The 20,586-nt window shown below is 29.9% G+C and carries 19 protein-coding genes; 4 read left to right on the top strand and 15 right to left on the bottom strand.

The genetic code is table 11. The annotated features are described in order from the left end of the window. Window positions 1-22: 22 nt before the first annotated feature. The 7 genes from dnaK to gpr all read right to left on the bottom strand — a co-directional run bounded on the left by dnaK (window position 23) and on the right by gpr (window position 8,880). Entirely contained in the window at window positions 23-1,852 is a 1,830-nt protein-coding gene (dnaK, locus tag CLCY_RS10410; RefSeq protein ID WP_048571058.1) for a molecular chaperone DnaK, read from the bottom strand. 58 nt (window positions 1,853-1,910) lie between these two features. Beyond that, complete coding sequence (gene grpE, locus CLCY_RS10405) at window positions 1,911-2,465, bottom strand: nucleotide exchange factor GrpE (protein ID WP_048571057.1); 555 nt, start codon at window positions 2,463-2,465, stop codon at window positions 1,911-1,913. Window positions 2,466-2,498: 33 nt separating this feature from the next. Continuing rightward, window positions 2,499-3,530, bottom strand: a complete 1,032-nt coding sequence (gene hrcA / locus CLCY_RS10400; protein WP_048571056.1) for a heat-inducible transcriptional repressor HrcA — start codon at window positions 3,528-3,530, stop codon at window positions 2,499-2,501. 115 nt (window positions 3,531-3,645) lie between these two features. Then, window positions 3,646-4,749 carry a radical SAM family heme chaperone HemW gene (gene hemW / locus CLCY_RS10395; RefSeq protein ID WP_048571055.1) on the bottom strand — a complete coding sequence of 368 codons (1,104 nt, stop codon included), beginning with the start codon at window positions 4,747-4,749 and terminating at the stop codon, window positions 3,646-3,648. After that, the gene (gene lepA, locus CLCY_RS10390; RefSeq protein ID WP_048571054.1) at window positions 4,749-6,557 is read right to left on the bottom strand and encodes a translation elongation factor 4; all 1,809 of its coding nucleotides are present in this window, start codon (window positions 6,555-6,557) and stop codon (window positions 4,749-4,751) included. Before lepA ends, hemW begins: the two co-directional genes overlap by 1 nt. A 214-nt stretch (window positions 6,558-6,771) precedes the next feature. After that, window positions 6,772-7,812, bottom strand: a complete 1,041-nt coding sequence (locus CLCY_RS10385; protein WP_048571053.1) for a stage II sporulation protein P — start codon at window positions 7,810-7,812, stop codon at window positions 6,772-6,774. An 81-nt stretch (window positions 7,813-7,893) separates the two neighbouring features. Beyond that, a complete protein-coding gene (gene gpr, locus CLCY_RS10380) occupies window positions 7,894-8,880 on the bottom strand; it encodes a GPR endopeptidase (protein WP_048571052.1) in 987 nt (328 codons plus the stop codon). A 422-nt stretch (window positions 8,881-9,302) separates the two neighbouring features. Here gpr and rpsT point away from each other — a divergent pair, with 422 nt between their 5' ends. Then, window positions 9,303-9,569 carry a 30S ribosomal protein S20 gene (gene rpsT / locus CLCY_RS10375; RefSeq protein ID WP_048571051.1) on the top strand — a complete coding sequence of 89 codons (267 nt, stop codon included), beginning with the start codon at window positions 9,303-9,305 and terminating at the stop codon, window positions 9,567-9,569. A gap of 76 nt (window positions 9,570-9,645) precedes the next feature. On the opposite strand, the gene holA is transcribed toward rpsT, so the two are convergent. Both holA and CLCY_RS10365 read right to left on the bottom strand, forming a co-directional pair. Next, window positions 9,646-10,665 carry a DNA polymerase III subunit delta gene (holA, locus tag CLCY_RS10370; protein WP_048571050.1) on the bottom strand — a complete coding sequence of 340 codons (1,020 nt, stop codon included), beginning with the start codon at window positions 10,663-10,665 and terminating at the stop codon, window positions 9,646-9,648. A gap of 11 nt (window positions 10,666-10,676) precedes the next feature. Beyond that, a complete protein-coding gene (locus tag CLCY_RS10365; protein ID WP_161797125.1) occupies window positions 10,677-12,641 on the bottom strand; it encodes a DNA internalization-related competence protein ComEC/Rec2 in 1,965 nt (654 codons plus the stop codon). Between the two features lie 433 nt (window positions 12,642-13,074). Between CLCY_RS10365 and CLCY_RS10360 the strand changes: the two genes are divergently transcribed. Beyond that, window positions 13,075-13,572 carry a GNAT family N-acetyltransferase gene (locus CLCY_RS10360; protein ID WP_048571048.1) on the top strand — a complete coding sequence of 166 codons (498 nt, stop codon included), beginning with the start codon at window positions 13,075-13,077 and terminating at the stop codon, window positions 13,570-13,572. A 38-nt stretch (window positions 13,573-13,610) separates the two neighbouring features. On the opposite strand, the gene CLCY_RS10355 is transcribed toward CLCY_RS10360, so the two are convergent. The 6 genes from CLCY_RS10355 to CLCY_RS10335 all read right to left on the bottom strand — a co-directional run bounded on the left by CLCY_RS10355 (window position 13,611) and on the right by CLCY_RS10335 (window position 18,466). Further along, the gene (locus CLCY_RS10355) at window positions 13,611-14,801 is read right to left on the bottom strand and encodes a D-alanyl-D-alanine carboxypeptidase family protein (RefSeq protein WP_048571047.1); all 1,191 of its coding nucleotides are present in this window, start codon (window positions 14,799-14,801) and stop codon (window positions 13,611-13,613) included. Between the two features lie 90 nt (window positions 14,802-14,891). Beyond that, window positions 14,892-15,101: a (2Fe-2S)-binding protein gene (locus CLCY_RS10350; protein WP_048571046.1), complete on the bottom strand. Its 210-nt coding sequence runs from the start codon at window positions 15,099-15,101 to the stop codon at window positions 14,892-14,894. Window positions 15,102-15,292: 191 nt separating this feature from the next. Further along, entirely contained in the window at window positions 15,293-16,933 is a 1,641-nt protein-coding gene (locus CLCY_RS10345; RefSeq protein WP_048571045.1) for a SulP family inorganic anion transporter, read from the bottom strand. Window positions 16,934-17,058: 125 nt separating this feature from the next. Next, window positions 17,059-17,196 carry a hypothetical protein gene (locus CLCY_RS13845; protein WP_162488865.1) on the bottom strand — a complete coding sequence of 46 codons (138 nt, stop codon included), beginning with the start codon at window positions 17,194-17,196 and terminating at the stop codon, window positions 17,059-17,061. A 399-nt stretch (window positions 17,197-17,595) separates the two neighbouring features. Further along, entirely contained in the window at window positions 17,596-17,952 is a 357-nt protein-coding gene (locus CLCY_RS10340; RefSeq protein WP_048571044.1) for an arsenate reductase family protein, read from the bottom strand. Between the two features lie 112 nt (window positions 17,953-18,064). Then, entirely contained in the window at window positions 18,065-18,466 is a 402-nt protein-coding gene (locus tag CLCY_RS10335) for a PBECR3 domain-containing polyvalent protein (RefSeq protein ID WP_053083312.1), read from the bottom strand. A gap of 267 nt (window positions 18,467-18,733) precedes the next feature. On the opposite strand from CLCY_RS10335, the gene CLCY_RS10330 reads away from it, so the two are divergent. Both CLCY_RS10330 and lplA read left to right on the top strand, forming a co-directional pair. Beyond that, a complete protein-coding gene (locus tag CLCY_RS10330; protein ID WP_048571043.1) occupies window positions 18,734-19,378 on the top strand; it encodes a hypothetical protein in 645 nt (214 codons plus the stop codon). 164 nt (window positions 19,379-19,542) lie between these two features. Then, window positions 19,543-20,526, top strand: coding sequence for a lipoate--protein ligase (gene lplA / locus CLCY_RS10325; protein ID WP_048571042.1), 984 nt, complete (start codon window positions 19,543-19,545; stop codon window positions 20,524-20,526). Window positions 20,527-20,586: the final 60 nt, after the last annotated feature.

Here is a 20,586-nt window from a genome sequence, read left to right as displayed (position 1 = left end):
GAGGGATATTTCCCTCCTTATATTATTTATCCTTTACATCAAAGTCAGCATTGATTTCTCCGTCGTTTTGAGTAGCACCTGCAGCATTTGGATCAAATCCTCCTTGACCTGCTCCCCCTGCTTCTTGATACATCTTAGCTGAAACTTCGTAGAATTTCTTAGTAAGTTCTTCATTAGCAGCCTTAATAGCTTCAAGGTCATCTCCTTGTAGCTTTTCCTTAAGCTCTGCAACCTTTGCTTCTATTTCTGATTTTTCTTCAGCCGAAATCTTATCACCTAATTCTTTAAGTGCATTTTCAGTTTGATATACCATTGATTCTGCAGTATTCTTAGTTTCAATTGATTCTTTTCTCTTCTTATCTTCTTCAGCATACATTTCAGCTTCTCTAACAGCCTTATCTACTTCATCATCTGAAAGGTTAGTTGAAGCAGTAATTGTTATATCTGCCTTCTTTCCAGTAGCCTTATCCTCAGCTGAAACATTTACTATACCATTAGCATCTATATCAAATGTTACTTCGATTTGAGGAATTCCTCTTGGAGCTGGTGCAATTCCTGAAAGTTGGAATTTACCTAATGACTTATTGTCATTTGCCATTTGTCTCTCACCTTGAACAACATGTATTTCAACTGATGTTTGACCATCTGCAGCTGTTGAGAATACTTGGCTCTTCTTAGTTGGAATAGTAGTATTTCTAGGAATAAGTGCAGTTGCAACCCCTCCTAAAGTTTCAATTCCAAGTGAAAGAGGTGTAACATCTAGTAGTAGAACATCCTTAACATCTCCTGTTAATACACCTGCTTGAATTGCAGCACCTAAAGCTACACATTCATCTGGATTAACTCCCTTTGATGGTTCTTTTCCTGTAAAGTTCTTTACAGCGTCTTGAACTGCTGGTATTCTTGTTGATCCACCAACTAAAACTACCTTTTCTACATCATTAATTGAAAGACCTGCATCCTTTAGTGACTTTTCAATAGGTACTAAAGTTCTCTTTACAAGATCAGCTGTTATTTCATCGAACTTAGCTCTTGTTAAATTAATATTAAGGTGCTTTGGTCCTGTTTGATCAACTGAAATGAATGGTAGATTAACTTCAGTTGAAGTAAGTGATGAAAGCTCTATCTTAGCCTTTTCAGCAGCTTCCTTAAGTCTTTGCATTGCCATATTATCTTGTCTTAGGTCTAGTCCTGTATCATTTTTAAAGGTATCAGCAAGATAGTTTATAATTCTATCATCAAAATCGTCTCCACCAAGCTTTGTATCACCGTGTGTAGCTAATACTTCAAATACTCCATCACCAATTTCTAGTATTGATACGTCAAATGTACCTCCACCTAGGTCATATATAAGGATTTTATGATTTCCTTCTCCCTTATCAAGTCCATAAGCAAGTGATGCTGCTGTTGGCTCATTGATAATTCTTTGTACATTAAGTCCTGCAATTTTTCCAGCATCCTTAGTTGCTTGTCTTTCACTATCATTAAAGTATGCAGGTACTGTAATTACAGCATCTGTAACTGTTTCACCAAGATAGCTTTCTGCATCAGCCTTAAGCTTTGAAAGAATCATAGCTGAAAGTTCTTGCGGTGAATAATCTTTCCCATCTATATTTACCTTGTGGTCAGTTCCCATATGTCTTTTTATTGATATTATTGTTTTATCTGGATTAGTTATTGCTTGTCTTTTTGCAACTTGCCCAACTATTCTTTCTCCATCTGGCTTAAATCCAATAACTGATGGAGTAGTTCTTGCTCCCTCTGAGTTTGCTATTACAACTGGTTCTCCACCTTCCATAACAGCTACACATGAATTAGTTGTTCCTAAATCTATTCCTATTACTTTTCCCATAAAAGATTTCCTCCTTAAATTTAGAAAAATTAATTAAATAATCTTAAATATTTTTAATTTAGTTTGCCACCTTTACCATACTGTGACGAATTACTTTATCTTTATATGTATATCCCTCTAAAAGAACTTCTACAACTTCATTATCTCCATATGCATCATCATCAATGTGCATAACAGCATTATGAAGGTTAGGATCAAATTTCTCTCCCTTTGATGGAATTAGGGATACACCTTCTTTTTCTAAAATGTCCTTGAACATTTTTAGAATCATTTCAAGTCCTTCTTTTAGTGCACCTTCTTCATCTGAATGCTCAAGTGCTCTTTCTAGATTATCTAAAACAGGTATAATCTTCTCAATTGAAGTTCTAAATCCTTCATCAAATAGTCCTTCTTTTTCTTTTTGAGTTCTTTTTCTGAAGTTATCATATTCAGCCTTTGTTCTTTTAAGTAAATCTAAGTACTCTTCACACTCAGCTTCTTTTTTCGATAACATTTCTTTGATATTTTCACTACTTTCTTCTGTAGATTCATCAGCACATTTACCTTCAGTATCTACAGTATCTAGAAGCTCTTCAACATCTTCTAGATTTTCGTTAAGGTTTTTATCCTCCATAAAAGTCACCCTCTCAAATATATTTTTAAGGTGTTAATCCTCATAAGTTGTCTTTAAAACATCATTTAGTATATCTGTAAAACATTTCAGAACACCCATAACTCTAGAATAATTCATTCTAGTAGGTCCTATTACTCCTATACTTCCTACAGGTTTTTGGTTTATGCTATAAGTAGCTTTAACAATACTATACTTCTTGACCTCATCTATATCGTTTTCATCTCCTATTGATATTTCCAAAGGGTTTTCTGTTCCAATAAAAATTTTTCTTAACATATCACCATCTTCAACTAAAGATAGAAATTCCTTAGCTTTTTCAACATCGTTATATTCAGCATGGCTAAATATATTAGAAGCTCCTGAAAGATATAGTTTTTGTTGGTTTGTTTTAAGACTATCATATAATAGTGGTATTATTGAGTTTAATATTTCATTATATCCTTTTAATTCCTCTTGTATAGATGATATAACCGAAAGATTAATGTCCTCAACTGTTAATCCACATAATTTTTCATTTAACATACTGCTAATTTTCAGTAACATATCAGGTGATATTGGTCTTGGTAGTTTTATCATAACATTTTTAATCTGTGCCATATCTGTTACAACAACCGCAACTATTTCACTTTCATTTACTGGTATTAGCTTCAAAGATACTATTACACTTTTACTCACTGATGGAGTAATAATTGCTGCTGTGTAGTTTGTAACTTCAGATATAAGCTTTGCAGTTCTTTTTATCAACTTATCTACTTCATTAATAGTAGATAAGTGTATATAGTTTTTAATAAGCTCTATTTCTTCCTTCGTTGGGCTTCCAATTTCCATAAGCTTATCTACATAGAACCTATATCCTTTATCAGAGGGTATTCTCCCTGCTGAAGTATGTGGTTGTTTAATAAGTCCTAATTCTTCTAAATCAGCCATTTCATTTCTTATAGTTGCAGAGCTAAATCCAACTTCATACTTTTTTGCTATAGTTCTAGATCCTACAGGCTCGCCTGTTTGTATATAGTCCCTAACAATTGCGCTTAATATGGCTTTTTTTCTATCACCTATTTCCATATTATCACCTCGTTTATTAGCACTCATTATCAAGGAGTGCTAACGATTACATTTTTAAAATATCACTATTATTCTTTTTTGTCAAGGGATAATAGTGATATTTAAATTTTTATATTTAATTAATAAACTCTACAAATACGCTATTAGATAGATTAACTCCTTTTCTCGATAGCATAATTTTATCACCATCTTCTATAATAAGACCTTTATCCTTAAGAGAATTTATTTGATCACTATATATTGAATATATTGGCTTCTTAAATCTTTTCTCGAACTCTAATTTACTTATTCCATCAATAAGTCTAAGTCCTAAAAACATAAATTCTTCTATAGCAGATGATTCATCTATAATTTCTTCACTCTCTATTGGAGATTCTTCAAGATTTATATACTTTATATAATTATTAACAGAATATGCATTACTAAACCTTTTATTATCTATATATGAGTGGGCACCAGCACCTACACCGATATATTCTTCACATTTCCAATAACATTTATTATGAGAGCACTCAAATTTATCTTTTGCAAAATTTGATATTTCATACCATTTATAACCTTTTGACTGCAAATAATCTATTAGATAATCATACATTTCTCTTTCAACATCCTCATCAACTACTTCAAGTTTCCCCTTTTCTTGCATAGCATAAAAAGGGGTTCCTTCTTCTACTATAAGACTATATGCTGATATATGTTCAGGATTTAAGTTAGTTACTATTTCTAAGCTTTCCTTAAAATCCTCAAATCTTTGATTTGGTACTGCAAACATAAGGTCTATATTTATATTATCAAATCCCACTTCTCTTGCCATATTATATCCATCTAAAAATTCATTAAAATTATGAATTCTTCCAAGGGATTTTAGTATTTTATCATTGGTTGATTGTAGTCCAATGGAAAGTCTATTTACACCATACTTTTTCATAATACTAAGATTATCTTTTGTTAGAGTTCCTGGATTACATTCTACTGAAAATTCTACTGGGGAAAACTTTTCAAGTGACTTTAAAAGAAGTTCTAGATTCTGAATAGATAAAATGGTGGGAGTACCCCCACCAATAAATATTGTTTTAAATTTATATTCTGATACTGTACTAATTTCCTCTAAAAGTGCCTTAATATACTCATCTTCAAGTTCTCTATTTTCATATGAGTTAAAATCACAATATAGACACTTTCTAGCACAGAAAGGTATGTGAATATAAAGTGATTTCATTAACACTCTACCTTTAACACAGCCATGAAAGCTTCTTGAGGAACTTCTACTGTACCTATTTGTTTCATTCTCTTTTTACCTTCTTTTTGCTTTTCAAGAAGCTTCTTCTTTCTTGAAATATCTCCACCATAGCACTTTGCAAGTACGTCTTTTCTCATTGCTCTAACTGTTTCTCTAGCTATAATTTTTGCTCCAACAGCTGCCTGAATAGGAATTTCAAACATTTGTCTTGGAATGATTTCCTTAAGCTTTTCTGCTATAGCACGTCCCCTAGCATATGCTCTTTCTTGAGGTACTATTTGAGAAAGTGCATCTACATTATCTCCATTCAGAAGTATATCCAGCTTAACAAGCTTTGATTCCTTATATCCTGTTAATTCATAGTCTAGGGAAGCATATCCTCTTGTTTTAGACTTTAATGTATCAAAGAAATCAAAAATAATTTCATTAAGAGGTATGTCATAGTGAAGCACTACTCTAGTAGTTTCTAGATATTCCATTGTTTTAAATACCCCTCTTCTATTTTGGCAAAGATCCATAACAGGTCCTACGTAATCTGAAGGAGCTATAATTGATGCCTTAACCATAGGTTCTTCCATATAATCTATCTCAGCTGGATCAGGCATATTCGTTGGATTAGTAAGTTCTATTAACTCTCCATTAGACTTAGTTATTTTATAAATAACAGAAGGTGCAGTAGTTACAAGATCAAGATTAAATTCTCTTTCTAGTCTCTCTTGTATAACCTCCATATGAAGTAGTCCAAGGAATCCACATCTAAAACCAAATCCTAGAGCTATAGATGTTTCAGGTTCAAATGTTAATGCAGCATCATTAAGCTGAAGTTTTTCTAAAGCTTCCTTAAGTTCATTATACTTAGCCCCATCCGTTGGATAAATACCACTATATACCATAGGAATAGCAGGTCTATATCCAGCAAGTGGCTCCTTTGCAGGATTTGATGCAAGTGTTACTGTATCACCAACTCTTGCGTCACGAACATTTTTTATACTACCAGTTACATAACCAACCTCACCAGCTTTAAGCTCTGGTACTTCTATGCAGCTTGGTGCAAATATACCTACTTCTGTCACTTCATAGTCTTTTCCAGTAGACATAAATCTTATTTTATCACCTTTTTTAACGCTACCTTCTTTTACTCTTATATATGAAACAACACCTTTATACTGGTCATAATAACTATCAAAAACAAGAGCTCTTAACTGAGCATCTTCATCTCCACTTGGTGCTGGTAGTTTTTCAACTATTGCTTTTAAAACATCCTCTATACCAAGTCCTACCTTAGCAGATATTAAAGGAGCATTTTCACATTCAAGTCCTATAATATCCTCAACTTCCTTTTTAATTTCGTCAGGTCTTGCACTTGGAAGATCTATTTTATTAATAACTGGAAGAATTTCAAGGTCATTATCAAGTGCCAAGTAACAATTTGCAAGGGTTTGAGCTTGAATACCTTGAGTTGCGTCTACAACCAATATAGCCCCTTCACATGCAGCAAGACTTCTTGAAACTTCATAATTAAAGTCTACATGTCCCGGAGTATCTATAAGATTCATTACATATTCCTGTCCATCCTCACCTTGATATACAAGTCTAACTGCTTGAGACTTTATAGTTATTCCTCTTTCTTTCTCAAGATCCATAGTGTCAAGTACTTGACTATCCATTTCTCTCTTAGTCAAAGTACCTGTCATTTCTATTAATCTATCTGCAAGCGTTGACTTACCGTGGTCTATATGTGCTATAATACTAAAATTTCTTATTTTACTTTGTCTTCCACTAGACATACTATTCCTCCTTAAGCGATCTATATATTAAGCTAACTTTTATCAAATAATTACACTAAATTATAACACAAATGTCAAGGCCACTGTCAATATAAACAGAATTCTTGAATCACATAGATTTAACTCACTCCGACTCTTAGAAGTCGTTATCCAAAAGCTTAACTTTCCTTATAAAATCACTTATATAAGATATAGGGTAGCATAGGCTCTATGTCTACTTTATGGAATTAGCTAGTGCTTTAGCTATTATATCTATAGTTTTTAATGACTCCTCTAGACTATTTCCATCTGACCCTATTTCAATTAAAACTACATTTGGTGAAAGATCCTGATTAAAGATTGCATTTTTCTTATAAAGTATTCCTCTTGAAAGCTTCGGATAAATTTTTTCAATTTCTGAATTTATCCTTCCTGCAGCTTCCTCACTTTTCTTTATATTTTTATTTTTGCTACCTATTACAAACATAGGCCTTGAGTATTTTTCACCATTTATAACAGCAGTTGTTTTGTTAACATCGATTCCACCATCTCTATGAAGATCTATAATTATTTTAAAATCTTTATTTTCTTTTAAATACTTTTGCATAGTAGGTCTAGATTTTGCATATGCACCTTCTCTTTTTGGTACGTCATGAATTGTTTTATCATGAATTGTTGCAATTCCATAATTCTCTTCCAATTTCTTTTCAAGTTCATCCCCAAGCTTTGCTACAGTTTTTGTAAGGTCAGTTGTGAAGTTTTGTCCCTTAGCTTTAGATGGATTGTATCCTTCAGTAGTGTGAGTATGATATATAAAAACCTCAGGCTTACTATGATTAAGCTTTTTTGCAGGAGTAGGTGATGACTTATTAGGTTTAACCTGTTGTATATTATCTTTTTTAATATTTTCTTTATTTTCTTTCTTTGCTACAATTATTGGTTCTTCTTCTTCACCCTTAATTTTACTTATATCCACAAGACCGAGTATCGGAATTTGAGAAGATAAGAAGTTCCTTGGAGTTGACAAATCAAGTCCAGTAAGATTCCTAACTATGTAACTTGTAAGATCAACATTTTCTTCATCCTCATGGGTATTTTTAGCTACATACTGTTCTAAAGCACCATTAGACTTTCCAAGCACCTGTACAAATATATTTTTTGAATTTTCGCTAAGACCTCTTGCTAATAATGGTAAAAAGATTTTTGCCATAAGCATTAAGCCTATAATAAAAACTATTAATTTACTAATGATATCTCTATTACTTCCTTTTAACATAACCAATTCATCCCCTTAGTGTGGTTTATGTAATATAGTTATGTTAAGAAAGAGTGATATATTACAATTTTAAATCCTTCTTTAGAAAAGATATCTATCTATATCATTTAAATCTATTGATGGGTGAAGGGATATATTTATACTATTAGCTATAATTTTTGCAAGGTCCTCAATTAAAGCATCTATATCCTTAGGAGTTACTAACATATTACTTGAATATGGGCTTAAAACACCTTTTATCATATTATATTTCTCTTCCTTATCTAAGGATTTAAGCATGTTATAAAACCCCTTTGTTTCTGAATTATTCTTTGTTTCTTCAATTAGCGAATCAATCATAGAATCTATAGTATCATTTGCAAGGGTCGCAGCATCTACAACTGTTGGAACACCTATTGCTATTACAGGAACTCCAAGTGTTTCCTTAGATAATTCCATTCTTTTATTTCCAACTCCCGCGCCAGGTGCAATACCTGTATCTCCTATTTGGATAGTTCTAGCAACTCTTTCTACCTTTCTTGCAGCTAGTGCATCTATTACAATAACTACATCTGGCTTTGTCTTTTCAACAAGTCCCTTAACTATTTCTGCAGTTTCTATCCCTGTAATTCCAAGAACACCAGGTGCTAATGCTGCAACAGGATTAATTCCTTCCTCTAGTTCATCTGGCATGTATTCCTTAAGGTGTCTTGTAATCATTAGCTTTGAAATAACCTTAGGACCTAATGCATCAGGTGTCACATGCCAATTTCCAAGACCTATTACAAGAGTTTTAAGATCTTTTTTTACATCTACAATTTTAAGAATTTCCTCTGAAAGAGCCCTAGTTAAATCCTCATGTAGGTCTACATCATAATGCTTTACCTCTGGAATTTCCATAGTTATATATGTTCCCTTAGGCTTTTTAATTGCCTTTTCTCCTTTTTCATTAAGGACATTAACCGTTACTATTCTTATTCCTCCAAGCATTCTCTTTGTATCGACGGATACACCTTCTATTTCTACTTCCCTATTCTTGTTATATATTTCCCTAGCTTCAACAGCTAAATCTGTACGTGGATTAAACATAAACTACCTCCTTAGCTTTTATATAAACTTAAGAGTAGTGTGTGCAAAAACTTTATTAATTAAACGAAAAAATAGCTACAACTTCTAATAAGTTGTAGCTATTTTATACAGGTCAATAAATTCACCTTTAAATGTAAAATAAATATAAAATAATGATGACTCATATTTATTATATGGTAGTTTTTATAGTTTTGCAATTTCAACTTACATTTGATAATAAATTTTTATAATATAAAAATACATATTTCTCTAACTATAAATTTTCATATATTATATTTATTATTTATACTTACAATACTATTGATATTGGTCTTTTAAAATGCTATAATACCGATTAGTTGATGTAATGTTGACCATCCGCGAATTAGATTCCCCACAATCTATTGTGTTTCAAACTATTTAATTTTGAGGAGGACACTACGATGGCAAATATTAAGTCTGCAATGAAAAGAATAAAGGTAATAGAAAAGAAGACACTAAGAAACAAGATGGTAAAGACATCTGTTAAAACTTCAGTTAAGAAGTTTGAAACAGCTCTTGCTGCTGGAAACGTTGAAGAAGCAAAGGCTCTTCTATCAGCAGCTTCTTGTGAAATCGACAAGGCTGCTTCAAAGGGAATTCTTCATAAGAATGCAGCTTCAAGAAAGAAGTCAAGACTTTCAATTGCTCTTAACAAAGCAGCTAACTAATTGTATATTTAGTTACAAAATAAAAACAGGTAGACTCTCAACTACCTGTTTTTTCTGTTTTAAAGAAGAATTCTATTTATTTACATATCCTAAGAATTAAAAGTTCAAGTCCAAGTTCAGGATATACCCTTCCACTTTTAATATCATAATCAGTACTTAGCGCATCATTTAAAACAAGTTTAATATCTTTTTCATCCCATGTGGATATAATTTTTACTATTCCTTTATATGCAAACTCCTGAATTTTCAACTTAGACATTATCTCTCGAGGGTTAATCCCATCCCCTAGTAAAAGCTTAACAGAATAAAGTATCCTAAATTGTCTGATTATCATAAACATTATTTTTGCATAGGGCTCACCTTGAAGAACAAGCGTATCTAGAATTTCCAGTGCACCTCTAGCATTCCTTTTAAACATGTAATCAGACATTTTAAATATGTTACTTTCCGCTGTTTTATGGATAATATCATCTATATCACTTCTATCAATTACATTCCTATCTCCTGTATAATCTACAAGTTTTTGTAATTCCTTTTCCATATTATCTATAGAATTTGAAATTTCAGATGCCAAGTAAAATATATCTGACTTATTAATTGACTTGCCATTTCCCTTTAAGAAGTCCTCAATCCAAGCACTTAATTCCTTTCCATAGGATGGAATCTTGTATTCTACAAGTGTTCCTAAATTAGATGCTACCTTTAATATTTGATTTGTTTTATCAATTAAATCTAAGTGTGTTATAAGAAGTATAGTGTATTCCGGAATATCCTTAGCATACTCTAAAATTTCCTTTAAAAGTATCTTTGATGTAGAGTCTATATTCTCAAGTAGAAATCCAGCAGATTTTATATGTACCACTCTAATTGTAGCCATAACAGGAATGGTTTCACATGCATTTTTTATAATACCAATATTTATACTATTCCCCTCAATTTCAACTAGGTTTAGTTCACATAAGTTATCTACTAAACTCTTTATATACTTTTCACTGTTCCTAATCTTTTCTTTATCATTACCATGAATTAAAACAAAGTTTCCAAGTTTATTATCTCTTTTTAAGTTTTGTAAGTCTTTAAGAGATTTAACCTGCATCCTAATCCCCCCTAGTTATTAAATTTAACCTTATATCCTAATGAATTTACTATGTAAACTATATTTCCATTTTTATCTGTTCTAAATACCTTTATATTTCTTTTATGAAATGAATCCATGCACTCTTTAGAAGGGTGTCCGAAATTATTGTTTCCCACTGTTATAACAGCGGTTTCAATATCTGTATTATTAAACATATCTTCACTTACAGAATACTTTGACCCATGATGTGGTACCTTTAAAACATCATAGTCCCCTTTTATAATATCCATTTCATCCTTTGTCGCATCTCCTGTAAAAAGAGCATTAAAATTCTTATATACTAACTCTATAATTAAGGAATTCTTATTTTCATCTTGCTTTTTAGAGGCTATACTAGGGGATAATATTTTAAAATTAACCCCGGAGACATTAAGTATATCCCCTTTTAAAGTTCCTATATAATCCTTATTTTCAGACCCTTCATGGGATATTTTGTTATTTATAGGCATATTTTTCTCAATATATTCTACTCCACCTGAATGATCATCATGAAAATGGCTTATAATGAGATAATCAATTTTTGAATATCCAAGCTTTTTTATATATGGTATAACCTTGGACTTTGCAGCTATGTAATCTTTATTAGCATTTCCTGTATCAATTAACATAGACCCTCTACCTGGAAGTTCGATAAAAATACTATCACCTTGACCAACATTTATAAAATGAACCTTTAAGTTATTTATATTTATAGACCCCTGAACTAAAACAATAGAAACAGCGAGTACAATAGCAGTATACCTATAAAACTCTTTTTTAAATTTAATCAGTTTTGCGATTGATAGAATAACAATGTAATAAGAAATCATAAAAATAACTGTAGGTTGTCCTGTGTAAATCAAGGGATTTATTTTTCCAAATACTCCAATTAAATATAGAGTAATATCTCCTAAAAATATTACCGGGTAAAGAATCATAGTAAATGGTATTATAGCATATAGAAAACAAGATATGAAACCTAAGATTGTTATAAGTGAAACTACAGGTCCTAAAAGCACATTTACGAATAATGAAATTAAAGAAAAATAACCTTTATTATAAATAATAATAGGAAATGTAAGTATAGTGCTTGAAATCGTTGCAGAAACTTCATCTTTAAAAAGCTTTGTATATCCTTCCACCTTTGATAATATATCATTACTAAATAAAGAAATAGAAAGAGTAGCTAAATATGAAAATATAAATCCTAAATTATATACATAAAATGGATTTATTGAAAGCATTAAAAACGCTGCAAATGCCAATGCATTAAGTGTAGAATATCTCTTTTCTAGTAGTCTACCTATAATAACAATAGTTATCATTATAAAGGCCCTTGTAATAGATGGATCAAATCCAGTAATTGAAACATAAATACCACATATAAAAAGGCTAATAATTAGCCTTTTCCTCATTTTTAAATTTTTAGTCAAAATCATTACAACTGCATATATTATTGCAACATTAAATCCAGAAACAGCAATAATATGAACAATATCTAGTTCGTTAAAAGTTTGCATATCCTCCTCTGTAATATCAGATCTATATCCTGTTATTATGCCAGACACAAATGCACCTGCACTTTTATCTACACTAGTTAACCCTGTATTAATTTTGTTTTTTATTTTAATAGGTAAATTCAAATAATTTATCTCTTTATCTACACTAATAATTCTTCTTAGTGACCCATATGAAGCGAGTCCTCTTGAAGCCATATTATTTTCTCTATATTGCAGTTTTTCCTTCAACTTCCCATTTATAATAACATAATCTCCAAGCTCCACTTTATCTTTGACTTGTACATAACTAGAAATAAAAAAAGTAACTTTATAACCTATTTTATTATTTTTAATAGTTATACTGTCATCTTTCACATCTACAATCATACCATCAAACTCTCTATATTCAGATATCACCTTATATTTTTTATCGATTACAACTTTATTTGTTAACACTGTAACTCCTCCAACTATAAAAAAAACATAAAAAATTAACCATATTATGTTCTTTTTTAATATTGTAATTAAAGATGCTGTTAATAGTAGAGTTAAGCCCATAATTATGAGTATTTTGTATGTATCAAAATATCTAAATGCTAATATACCTATTATAAAAAAGGGAATTAACATATATATTCTAAACTTCATAAAAGCACTCCTTACTACCTTTAATCTTATTTAGATTATATCCATATAAGGAAGTTTAAACGGACTAGTCTACATTATATATCTTTATATTGGAAATCAAATATTCTTAAATTCCTATTTAACAAATTATAATTAGTGTTATAATTATTTTGATAGCAAAATATTTTCCTTTATTCAGAAAAATATTTTCAGATTTTGAACTTCGACTTTAGCACTTTACTAGAATTAAGGGGGAGCTCCTATGCTTTTTGAAGGAAAAGATTTTTTTGTTGATATTACTGATGTTGATGATTTAATTGAAATCACTAAAGTATATAACTCAAACAAAAATTTCTTGGTAAACCATATGGATAAAGAAGTTATTACATATGACTGGTTACTTGAAGATGTAAAGGGAATGAAAAATGCTGGATTTTCACCTTGTAAAATAGTAGATAAATGTACAGGTAAAATCTTTGGCCTCATAGAGTTTAAAATATCTAATGAAACATATCTATCTCTTTTAATGTTACATTGCGATTATTTAAATCAGGGATTAGGCAGTCTCATTTTCCATGAATTTGAAAAATATATAAGGACAACAAAAAGTACCGCTATAAGAATTGATGTTGTTACAAGTTATGATAGAAATGTTTTGAACTTTTGGAGAAAAAATGGGTTTTCAAAGCTTAAAGATATTGAGCTAAGCTGGGGACAAAAAACTTTATCCGCTGCTCTTATGAAAAAGGGCATAATATAAAAAAGAGTCGATAAATCTAATCGACTCTTTTTTATTTATTAAAATAAATCTTCAAAGAATAATCCAATTCTTTTTAGTATACCAACCTTTTTAATATCAGAAGTTGAAATTAAATCTTCTTCAACAGTTGAACCGTCTATTTTTATACTTAGACTTCCAACAACCTCTCCTTTTTTTATATTACCTTTTAAACCCTTTATAAGAGTTGCCTTTGTCTCTACTTTACTATTTTTCTTAAGAAGATAATAAATATCATCTCCTACACTTGAAGGTATTATTCCACCTTTATGATACTTACTTTTTATATTAAAACCTTGTTTTTTACTTATTACTTTCCTATTTTCAAAGTTAACTTCTCCATACTTTAATAATTTTTTATTTACATTTGTTCTATCAGTATCAGAATTCGAACCTAAAGTTACTGCAATTAACCTAAAGGGTTTATTATTATTAGATGTCCCTGATATCCCCTCTGTAGAAGCTAAGCAATATCCTGCCTCAGTTGTATGCCCTGTTTTTAGACCATCTACAGATTTTACAATTGGTAATAACTTATTAGTATTAGGATATGTGATGTTTTTATAAGTATAGCTTCTTTTAGATGTTATTTTTAATGTATCTGGATATTCATCAATTATCTTTTTAGCTAAAACAGCAGTTTCATAAGCAGTTGTAGTGTTATAAACTTTTTTACCCTTAGACTCCTGGGTTAATCCACTTGTGTTTATGTAATTTGTTCTATTTAATCCTAATTCTTTAACCTTAGAATTCATTAAGTTTAAAAAATTTTGACCTGTAGAGTGTTCTACTACTTTTTCTAATTGAATTGCACTGTCATTAGCAGACATAATTAGAAGTGATTCTAATAAATCCTTAATAGTTAAAACATCTCCTTTTTTCAGTCTAAGTTGAGTCCCATCCTCAGGCACTATACTAAAATCAGCATCTACTGTTATTTTTTTAGATAAAGGAGTATTAGTTTTCTTTAAGTAATCCCTTATAACATAATATGTCATAAGTTTAGTTACTGAAGCTTGCCCTAGAATCCCATCCTTGTTATTTTCATACAAAACTTTTCCTGTAGTGGCATCAATTAAAACTGCCGCCTTAGTATTATAATCCTTTAGATCAATACTTGCATGAACTACTGCTACTGGGGATATTATGTAAAATAGTGTTATTACTACAACACATAGAAATAAATATGGTTTCTTTAGTCTCCCACTCACCTTTCTCCCTACTTTCTTAATATTTAATTACTCTAAAAAGAGGTAACCCTATTTAGTTTCCTCTTAATAACTTCTATTTTATTTAAAAAATTAATTTAAAGAGCTTATTATTTGTTCAATCTTCTCTCTACATTTTCTACCGCAGCAACTTCCCGATCCTGCTCCTGTTTTAGCTTTTATATCTTGAAAAGTTAAAGCACCTTTTTTAACTGCTTCTTTAATTGTTCTACGTGATGTGCCTGTACATACACATACTTTAGTTAATTTATCAAGAACCTCTTCTCTTAATTCGTCTCCCATAAAGTACTTCCTCTCAATATTAATATATTAATACTTGAATTTTATATTATTTTCACATTGTTTACAACAACAAAAACATTACAATTAAATCATTATTTAAAATATGAAAATATTTAAAAAGGTTCAGAGACTTTAACTCTCTGAACCTTTTTTAATAAAATTAAGTTTGCCATTAAATTATTCTATTTATTTTATAATGTTGAATTAATATTTTTTTCTTTATGATATACTATAGACTCTTCCCCTACAAGCTCCATAAATCCCATTTGTCTAAGAACCTTTCTAGGCTGCTCCTGTACATTTATAAGTTTTATTTTTACTCCCTTATTTTTGCACATTTGGTACACTCTCTCTAAAGCGTCAATAGCTGTTGAGTCCATTGCAGTAGTATTTATTAAATCAAGAATTAAAACGTCATAATCAGGAGTAACTTCCTTCATAACCTCTAGAAACTTTTGTACAACACCAAAGAAAAATGGTCCATGTATTTCATAAATCAAAACCTTATCTTTAGATGTATTCTCATCTTTCCTAATAACTTCATTATTTAATTCATTACTTTCTTTATCATCTTTAACACACTCTATTTTAGTAGTATCAGCCATACTTTTCATAAATAAGAAGGCAACAAGAACCATTCCTACTTCTATTGCAACAACTAAGTCAAATATTACTGTTAATGAAAATGTGATTAATAGAACTGCAGTATCACTTTTTGGTGCCTTTAAAAGTGATGCAAATGTTCTCCACTCTCCCATATTATATGAAACAATAATTAGTATCGCTGCTAGAGTCGTCATTGGTATTAACTTTGCAAGTGGCATAAAAATTAACATTATTAAAAGCAATGTTATAGCATGTACAATTCCTGAGATAGGGCTTCTTCCCCCATTTTTTATATTTGCTGCTGTTCTAGCTATAGCTCCTGTTGCAGGAATTCCACCAAAAATACCTGAGAAGATATTCCCAACTCCCTGAGCTATAAGTTCCATATTAGAATCATGCTTCCCGCCTATCATACCATCTGCTACAACCGCAGATAATAGCGATTCAATAGAAGCAAGTATTGCAATTGTTATTGCAGGTCCAATTAAAACTTTAATCTGAGCAATATCTATATTAGGAAATGTTGGCATAGGAATTGAGGATGAAATACTTTCAAAACTACTTCCTATTGTTGCAACCTGTAGGTTAAAAACCTGTACTAAGATAGTTGTAAAAATAAGTGCGACTAATGAACCTGGAATTGTTCTGTTAATCCTAGGCCAAAAAATCATTATAAAGATTGCAATTAATCCAACTAAAAGAGCAGTTATATTTATTGAATTCATACTTTCAAAATATACTTGCCACTTTGGAATAAATTCAGATGGAACATCCTTAATATCAAGGCCTAAAAAGTCTTTTACCTGTGTCGATAAAAGTGTTATAGCTATTCCAGCTGTAAAACCTACAGTTATTGGATATGGTACAAATTTTATAACACTGCCAAACTTGAACAGTCCTAAACCTATCATGATTATACCTGCCATAATAGTGGCAATGATAAGTCCATTTAATCCATGTGTTTTAACAATTCCATATACAATAACAACAAATGCTCCTGTAGGACCTCCGATTTGTACCCTACTACCCCCGAGTAGAGATATAAATAGTCCTGCTATAATTGCTGTAATAAGTCCCTTTTCCGGAGAAACTCCAGATGATATCGCAAGTGCTACCGATAGAGGCAAGGCAATTATTGCAACAATTACTCCTGATATAAAATCCTTTGTTATGCTTTTCTTTGTTATCTCCTTCCTTTCAAACATAGTTAATAATTTTGGTTTCATGTTTTACACCTCCATTAATTTAATAATGGCACCAACTTAATCCTATTCCTATTTTAAGCATTTGTCAAAAGGGAAAAAGGAGAAATCATGAATATTAATGACCTCTCCAGTTAATTTTAATTTCTTCAATCCTTTATTCTTTGTTTTTCTAGGAAGTTCTCTTGGTTAACTATTCCTTCTTCAAAGGCTTTAATAGCATTTTTAGTGTAATTGCCAATTAGCTTACCTTTATTAATTAATATTTCATTAATATTATTATCCACTTCTATCACCTCAACTAATATTATTTCTACTTTACTAACCTTTATACAAAGGCAAAGTAAAGCTTTCGCCTACTTTAATTTTAAATAAACTATTTTTATTCAAATTAAATATCCTTGGTATAGAAAATATGGATAAAGTCTTAGCTTACTTTTAGCAAATTACTTTATAATCTATAAACATATATTAATATATATGAATTAATATATAAAATATAAGTACATCTTAAAATATACAATTATTTGATCTATCCTATCCTAAGATATAAGATATAATATACAATAACACTTATATCATATCCTATTTATACATTATTTTACATATGTTGTTTTAATTTTATATAAAATACAAAAGTAGAAGTCTTCAATATATGACTTTCTACTTTACTAAAGATATTATATTTACTTAATCAACTCTTCATATTCTGCTTCCTTAAAACCTACTAAAACCTTATCCTTAAATAAAAATATAGGTCTTTTTACAAGCATCCCATTTTCTGAAAGAATACTTATTAATTCTTCTTTTGTAGCATCATTTATTTTATCTTTTAGATTCATTTCTCGATAAAGTATTCCACTTGTATTAAAAAACTTCTTAATTGGAAAATTACTTTTCTCTATCCATTCTGATAACTCTTCCTTAGATGGATTATTATCTACAATATGTCTTTCTTCAAACTGTACATTATTTTCAACTAACCATGTTTTAGCCTTTTTACAAGTTGAGCATTTTGGATATTCAATAAACAAACCTTTCATAATAACTTCTCTCCTATAAAATAGATTTCTTTTGTAAAGTATAGTTATAATGATAAACCTTGTCAAACAATATTAAATATCCACTTTTATCTGCTATCTTTAATTAAATTACTTAACGTATAATTGCTTTTTTAAACCTTCCACTACATATTCTACTTTCTAACTTTGCATCTGTAATAGGATACATAGAAGATATATATATATATCCATCTTCCTTATCAACATCTACTGCAACTAAAATATGATTATCATGTATACACTTAACAAACTCCATACTAGTACCTTGTTTATCCGGATGAGTTCCTATATAGTCAGGGTTTTTTATAACTCTTTTAATGCAACCTATAGGATCATGAAGATTTTTCTTACTTAACTGACTCCTATGCTTTTTTAAGATATGTCTCATAACCCCTGAGCTCATATATACTACACCGGTGTAATTAAAGTTAACTATTCTACCCATATTAGATGATATCTTTCCTACCCAATAATATGAATTAAGATTCTTACTCATATGCTCTCCTATATTACTAATAGTAGTTTTTTATTATACGCCTATATTAGAATATGTAACTAAACTTACTTATAATACATATGAACAAGTATTTTTTTACAATCAATACAACATAATTACAAATAGCACTTATTATGTTACAAATAGTAATATAATCACTAAAGCATTTTATATATTTTGCTATAAATTTCGTTACTAGATTGAAACTTTTCAACCTTTTTTATTTAGTATAATTAGCCTCATATTATACCCTAGGTAGGTGATTTAATGTCTCTAGTTAAAAAAACAGTACTCATACTTTTAACTTCATTTATAATAATACTTATTTCCACAATAGCCACTGTATATTCTCAATTTAATAGCTATTTAGAAAGAGTGTACCCAACTAAAAACTTTTATGTTAATTTACCAATATATGATTTAACAAATAAAAAGTTTTATACTAAAGCAGTTTGTTTAGATAATGATGTATCCTTCAATGTTTCAAAATCAGCTAAAAACATAATATCAGATAACTATTCAAAGAACTTAACAAAAGTAATATTGGAAAAAGAGCTTGATAAATATCTATACCAGTGTAATATATCTCTTTTTAATGTTAAATCTGTATCATCTAACAAGGGGTATTTAGTCGATAAATCCCCGGATACAAACTTAAAACTATTACCAAAAGATGTGAAACTAACTTTAGTAAAAGACTCAAATCTAAATGAAGTCTCTGAAAATATTTATTTATTATATAACAAGTTATTAAATCCCAGTGGTATAACTATAAATACACTAACAATAAATGGAAAAATAGATAAAAAACCTTCTACAATCATACTTAACAGCAATCATTCATCATTATCCTTAAATGATATAAAAGAAAAAATACACATCCAGGTTTATAAAAACAAAAAAATACTTTAACCTATATTCAACGCATCTTTTTCATAATATAAAACCTTACCCTAATCTATTAAAGTATGTATCCTTGTAAAGCATTGTAAACTTTAATTATTTCCTTTAGAATTATTAGTTGATGATTAAATTATACATTATTATTAACATATATACTTAGGAGGTATAGTTAAATGCTATATATTTATAATAACTCAACTGATCCATACTTTAACCTTGCAGCTGAGGAATATGTACTTAAAAATTTCACTGAGGATTGCTTTATACTTTGGAGAAACTCTACAGCAGTAATAATAGGTAAAAATCAAAATGCCTTAGCTGAAATAAACTTAGATTATGTAAAGGAAAATAATATACATGTTGTAAGAAGACTTTCTGGAGGTGGTGCTGTTTTCCACGATCTTGGAAATGTAAACTTTACATTTATAACAAATGATACAGATGATTTTGTAAACTTCTCAAAATTCACATCTCCTATAATAGGTGTTTTAAATGATAAACTTGATATTAAAGCAGAACTTTCAGGAAGAAATGACCTTACTATAAATGATCAAAAGTTTTCAGGAAATGCACAGTATAATTACAAAAACCGTGTTCTCCATCATGGAACACTTCTATTTGCTTCAAGTATAACGAATATATCAGACTCTCTAAAGGTTAAACCATCAAAATTTGAAGGAAAAGGAGTAAAGTCAGTAAAAAGTAGAGTTACAAATATAAGCTCACATCTAAAATCTCCTATAACAATAGAAGATTTTATTTCCCTTACAATGGATTATGTTAAAAATAATAATTCATCAGAGGGAAAGATTTATGAATTTACTAAAGAAGATATTTCTTCCATAATCAAGCTTCGTGATGAAAAATATTCTACTTGGGAATGGAATTTCGGAACTTCTCCAAAATACAACTTTATCAATGAAAAAAGATTTAAAGGTGGAACTGTTGAACTTCACTTTAATGTAGAAAAAGGTATAATAAAAAATTGTAAAATATATGGTGATTTCTTTAGTAAAAAAGATGTTAAAGATGTTGAAGATGCTCTAATTGGTGTAAAACATAATTATGATAGTATTCATGAATCACTTAAAACACTTGATATAGGAAAATACTTCTCAAACATAACAATTGAAGATATTATGGAAATTGCTCTTTAAACCTTCAAAGTGCCACATCCCGTTTTAAGGTGTGGCACTTTGAAGGTTAATTATATTAAT

Origin of the sequence: Clostridium cylindrosporum DSM 605 (assembly GCF_001047375.1) — a bacterium.
GTDB classification, from domain to species: domain Bacteria; phylum Bacillota; class Clostridia; order Clostridiales; family Caloramatoraceae; genus Clostridium_AB; species Clostridium_AB cylindrosporum.
This window is presented reverse-complemented; position numbering and strand designations above follow the sequence as displayed.

Bases quoted from the DNA above. Each gene is read 5' to 3' on its own strand.
- dnaK (WP_048571058.1), bottom strand. From the start codon at position 1,852: ATGGGAAAAGTAATAGGAATAGATTTAGGAACAACTAATTCATGTGTA.
- grpE (WP_048571057.1), bottom strand. From the start codon at position 2,465: ATGGAGGATAAAAACCTTAACGAAAATCTAGAAGATGTTGAAGAGCTT.
- hrcA (WP_048571056.1), bottom strand. From the start codon at position 3,530: ATGGAAATAGGTGATAGAAAAAAAGCCATATTAAGCGCAATTGTTAGG.
- hemW (WP_048571055.1), bottom strand. From the start codon at position 4,749: ATGAAATCACTTTATATTCACATACCTTTCTGTGCTAGAAAGTGTCTA.
- lepA (WP_048571054.1), bottom strand. From the start codon at position 6,557: ATGTCTAGTGGAAGACAAAGTAAAATAAGAAATTTTAGTATTATAGCA.
- CLCY_RS10385 (WP_048571053.1), bottom strand. From the start codon at position 7,812: ATGTTAAAAGGAAGTAATAGAGATATCATTAGTAAATTAATAGTTTTT.
- gpr (WP_048571052.1), bottom strand. From the start codon at position 8,880: ATGTTTAATCCACGTACAGATTTAGCTGTTGAAGCTAGGGAAATATAT.
- rpsT (WP_048571051.1), top strand. From the start codon at position 9,303: ATGGCAAATATTAAGTCTGCAATGAAAAGAATAAAGGTAATAGAAAAG.
- holA (WP_048571050.1), bottom strand. From the start codon at position 10,665: ATGCAGGTTAAATCTCTTAAAGACTTACAAAACTTAAAAAGAGATAAT.
- CLCY_RS10360 (WP_048571048.1), top strand. From the start codon at position 13,075: ATGCTTTTTGAAGGAAAAGATTTTTTTGTTGATATTACTGATGTTGAT.
- CLCY_RS10350 (WP_048571046.1), bottom strand. From the start codon at position 15,101: ATGGGAGACGAATTAAGAGAAGAGGTTCTTGATAAATTAACTAAAGTA.
- CLCY_RS10345 (WP_048571045.1), bottom strand. From the start codon at position 16,933: ATGAAACCAAAATTATTAACTATGTTTGAAAGGAAGGAGATAACAAAG.
- CLCY_RS10340 (WP_048571044.1), bottom strand. From the start codon at position 17,952: ATGAAAGGTTTGTTTATTGAATATCCAAAATGCTCAACTTGTAAAAAG.
- CLCY_RS10335 (WP_053083312.1), bottom strand. From the start codon at position 18,466: ATGAGTAAGAATCTTAATTCATATTATTGGGTAGGAAAGATATCATCT.
- CLCY_RS10330 (WP_048571043.1), top strand. From the start codon at position 18,734: ATGTCTCTAGTTAAAAAAACAGTACTCATACTTTTAACTTCATTTATA.
- lplA (WP_048571042.1), top strand. From the start codon at position 19,543: ATGCTATATATTTATAATAACTCAACTGATCCATACTTTAACCTTGCA.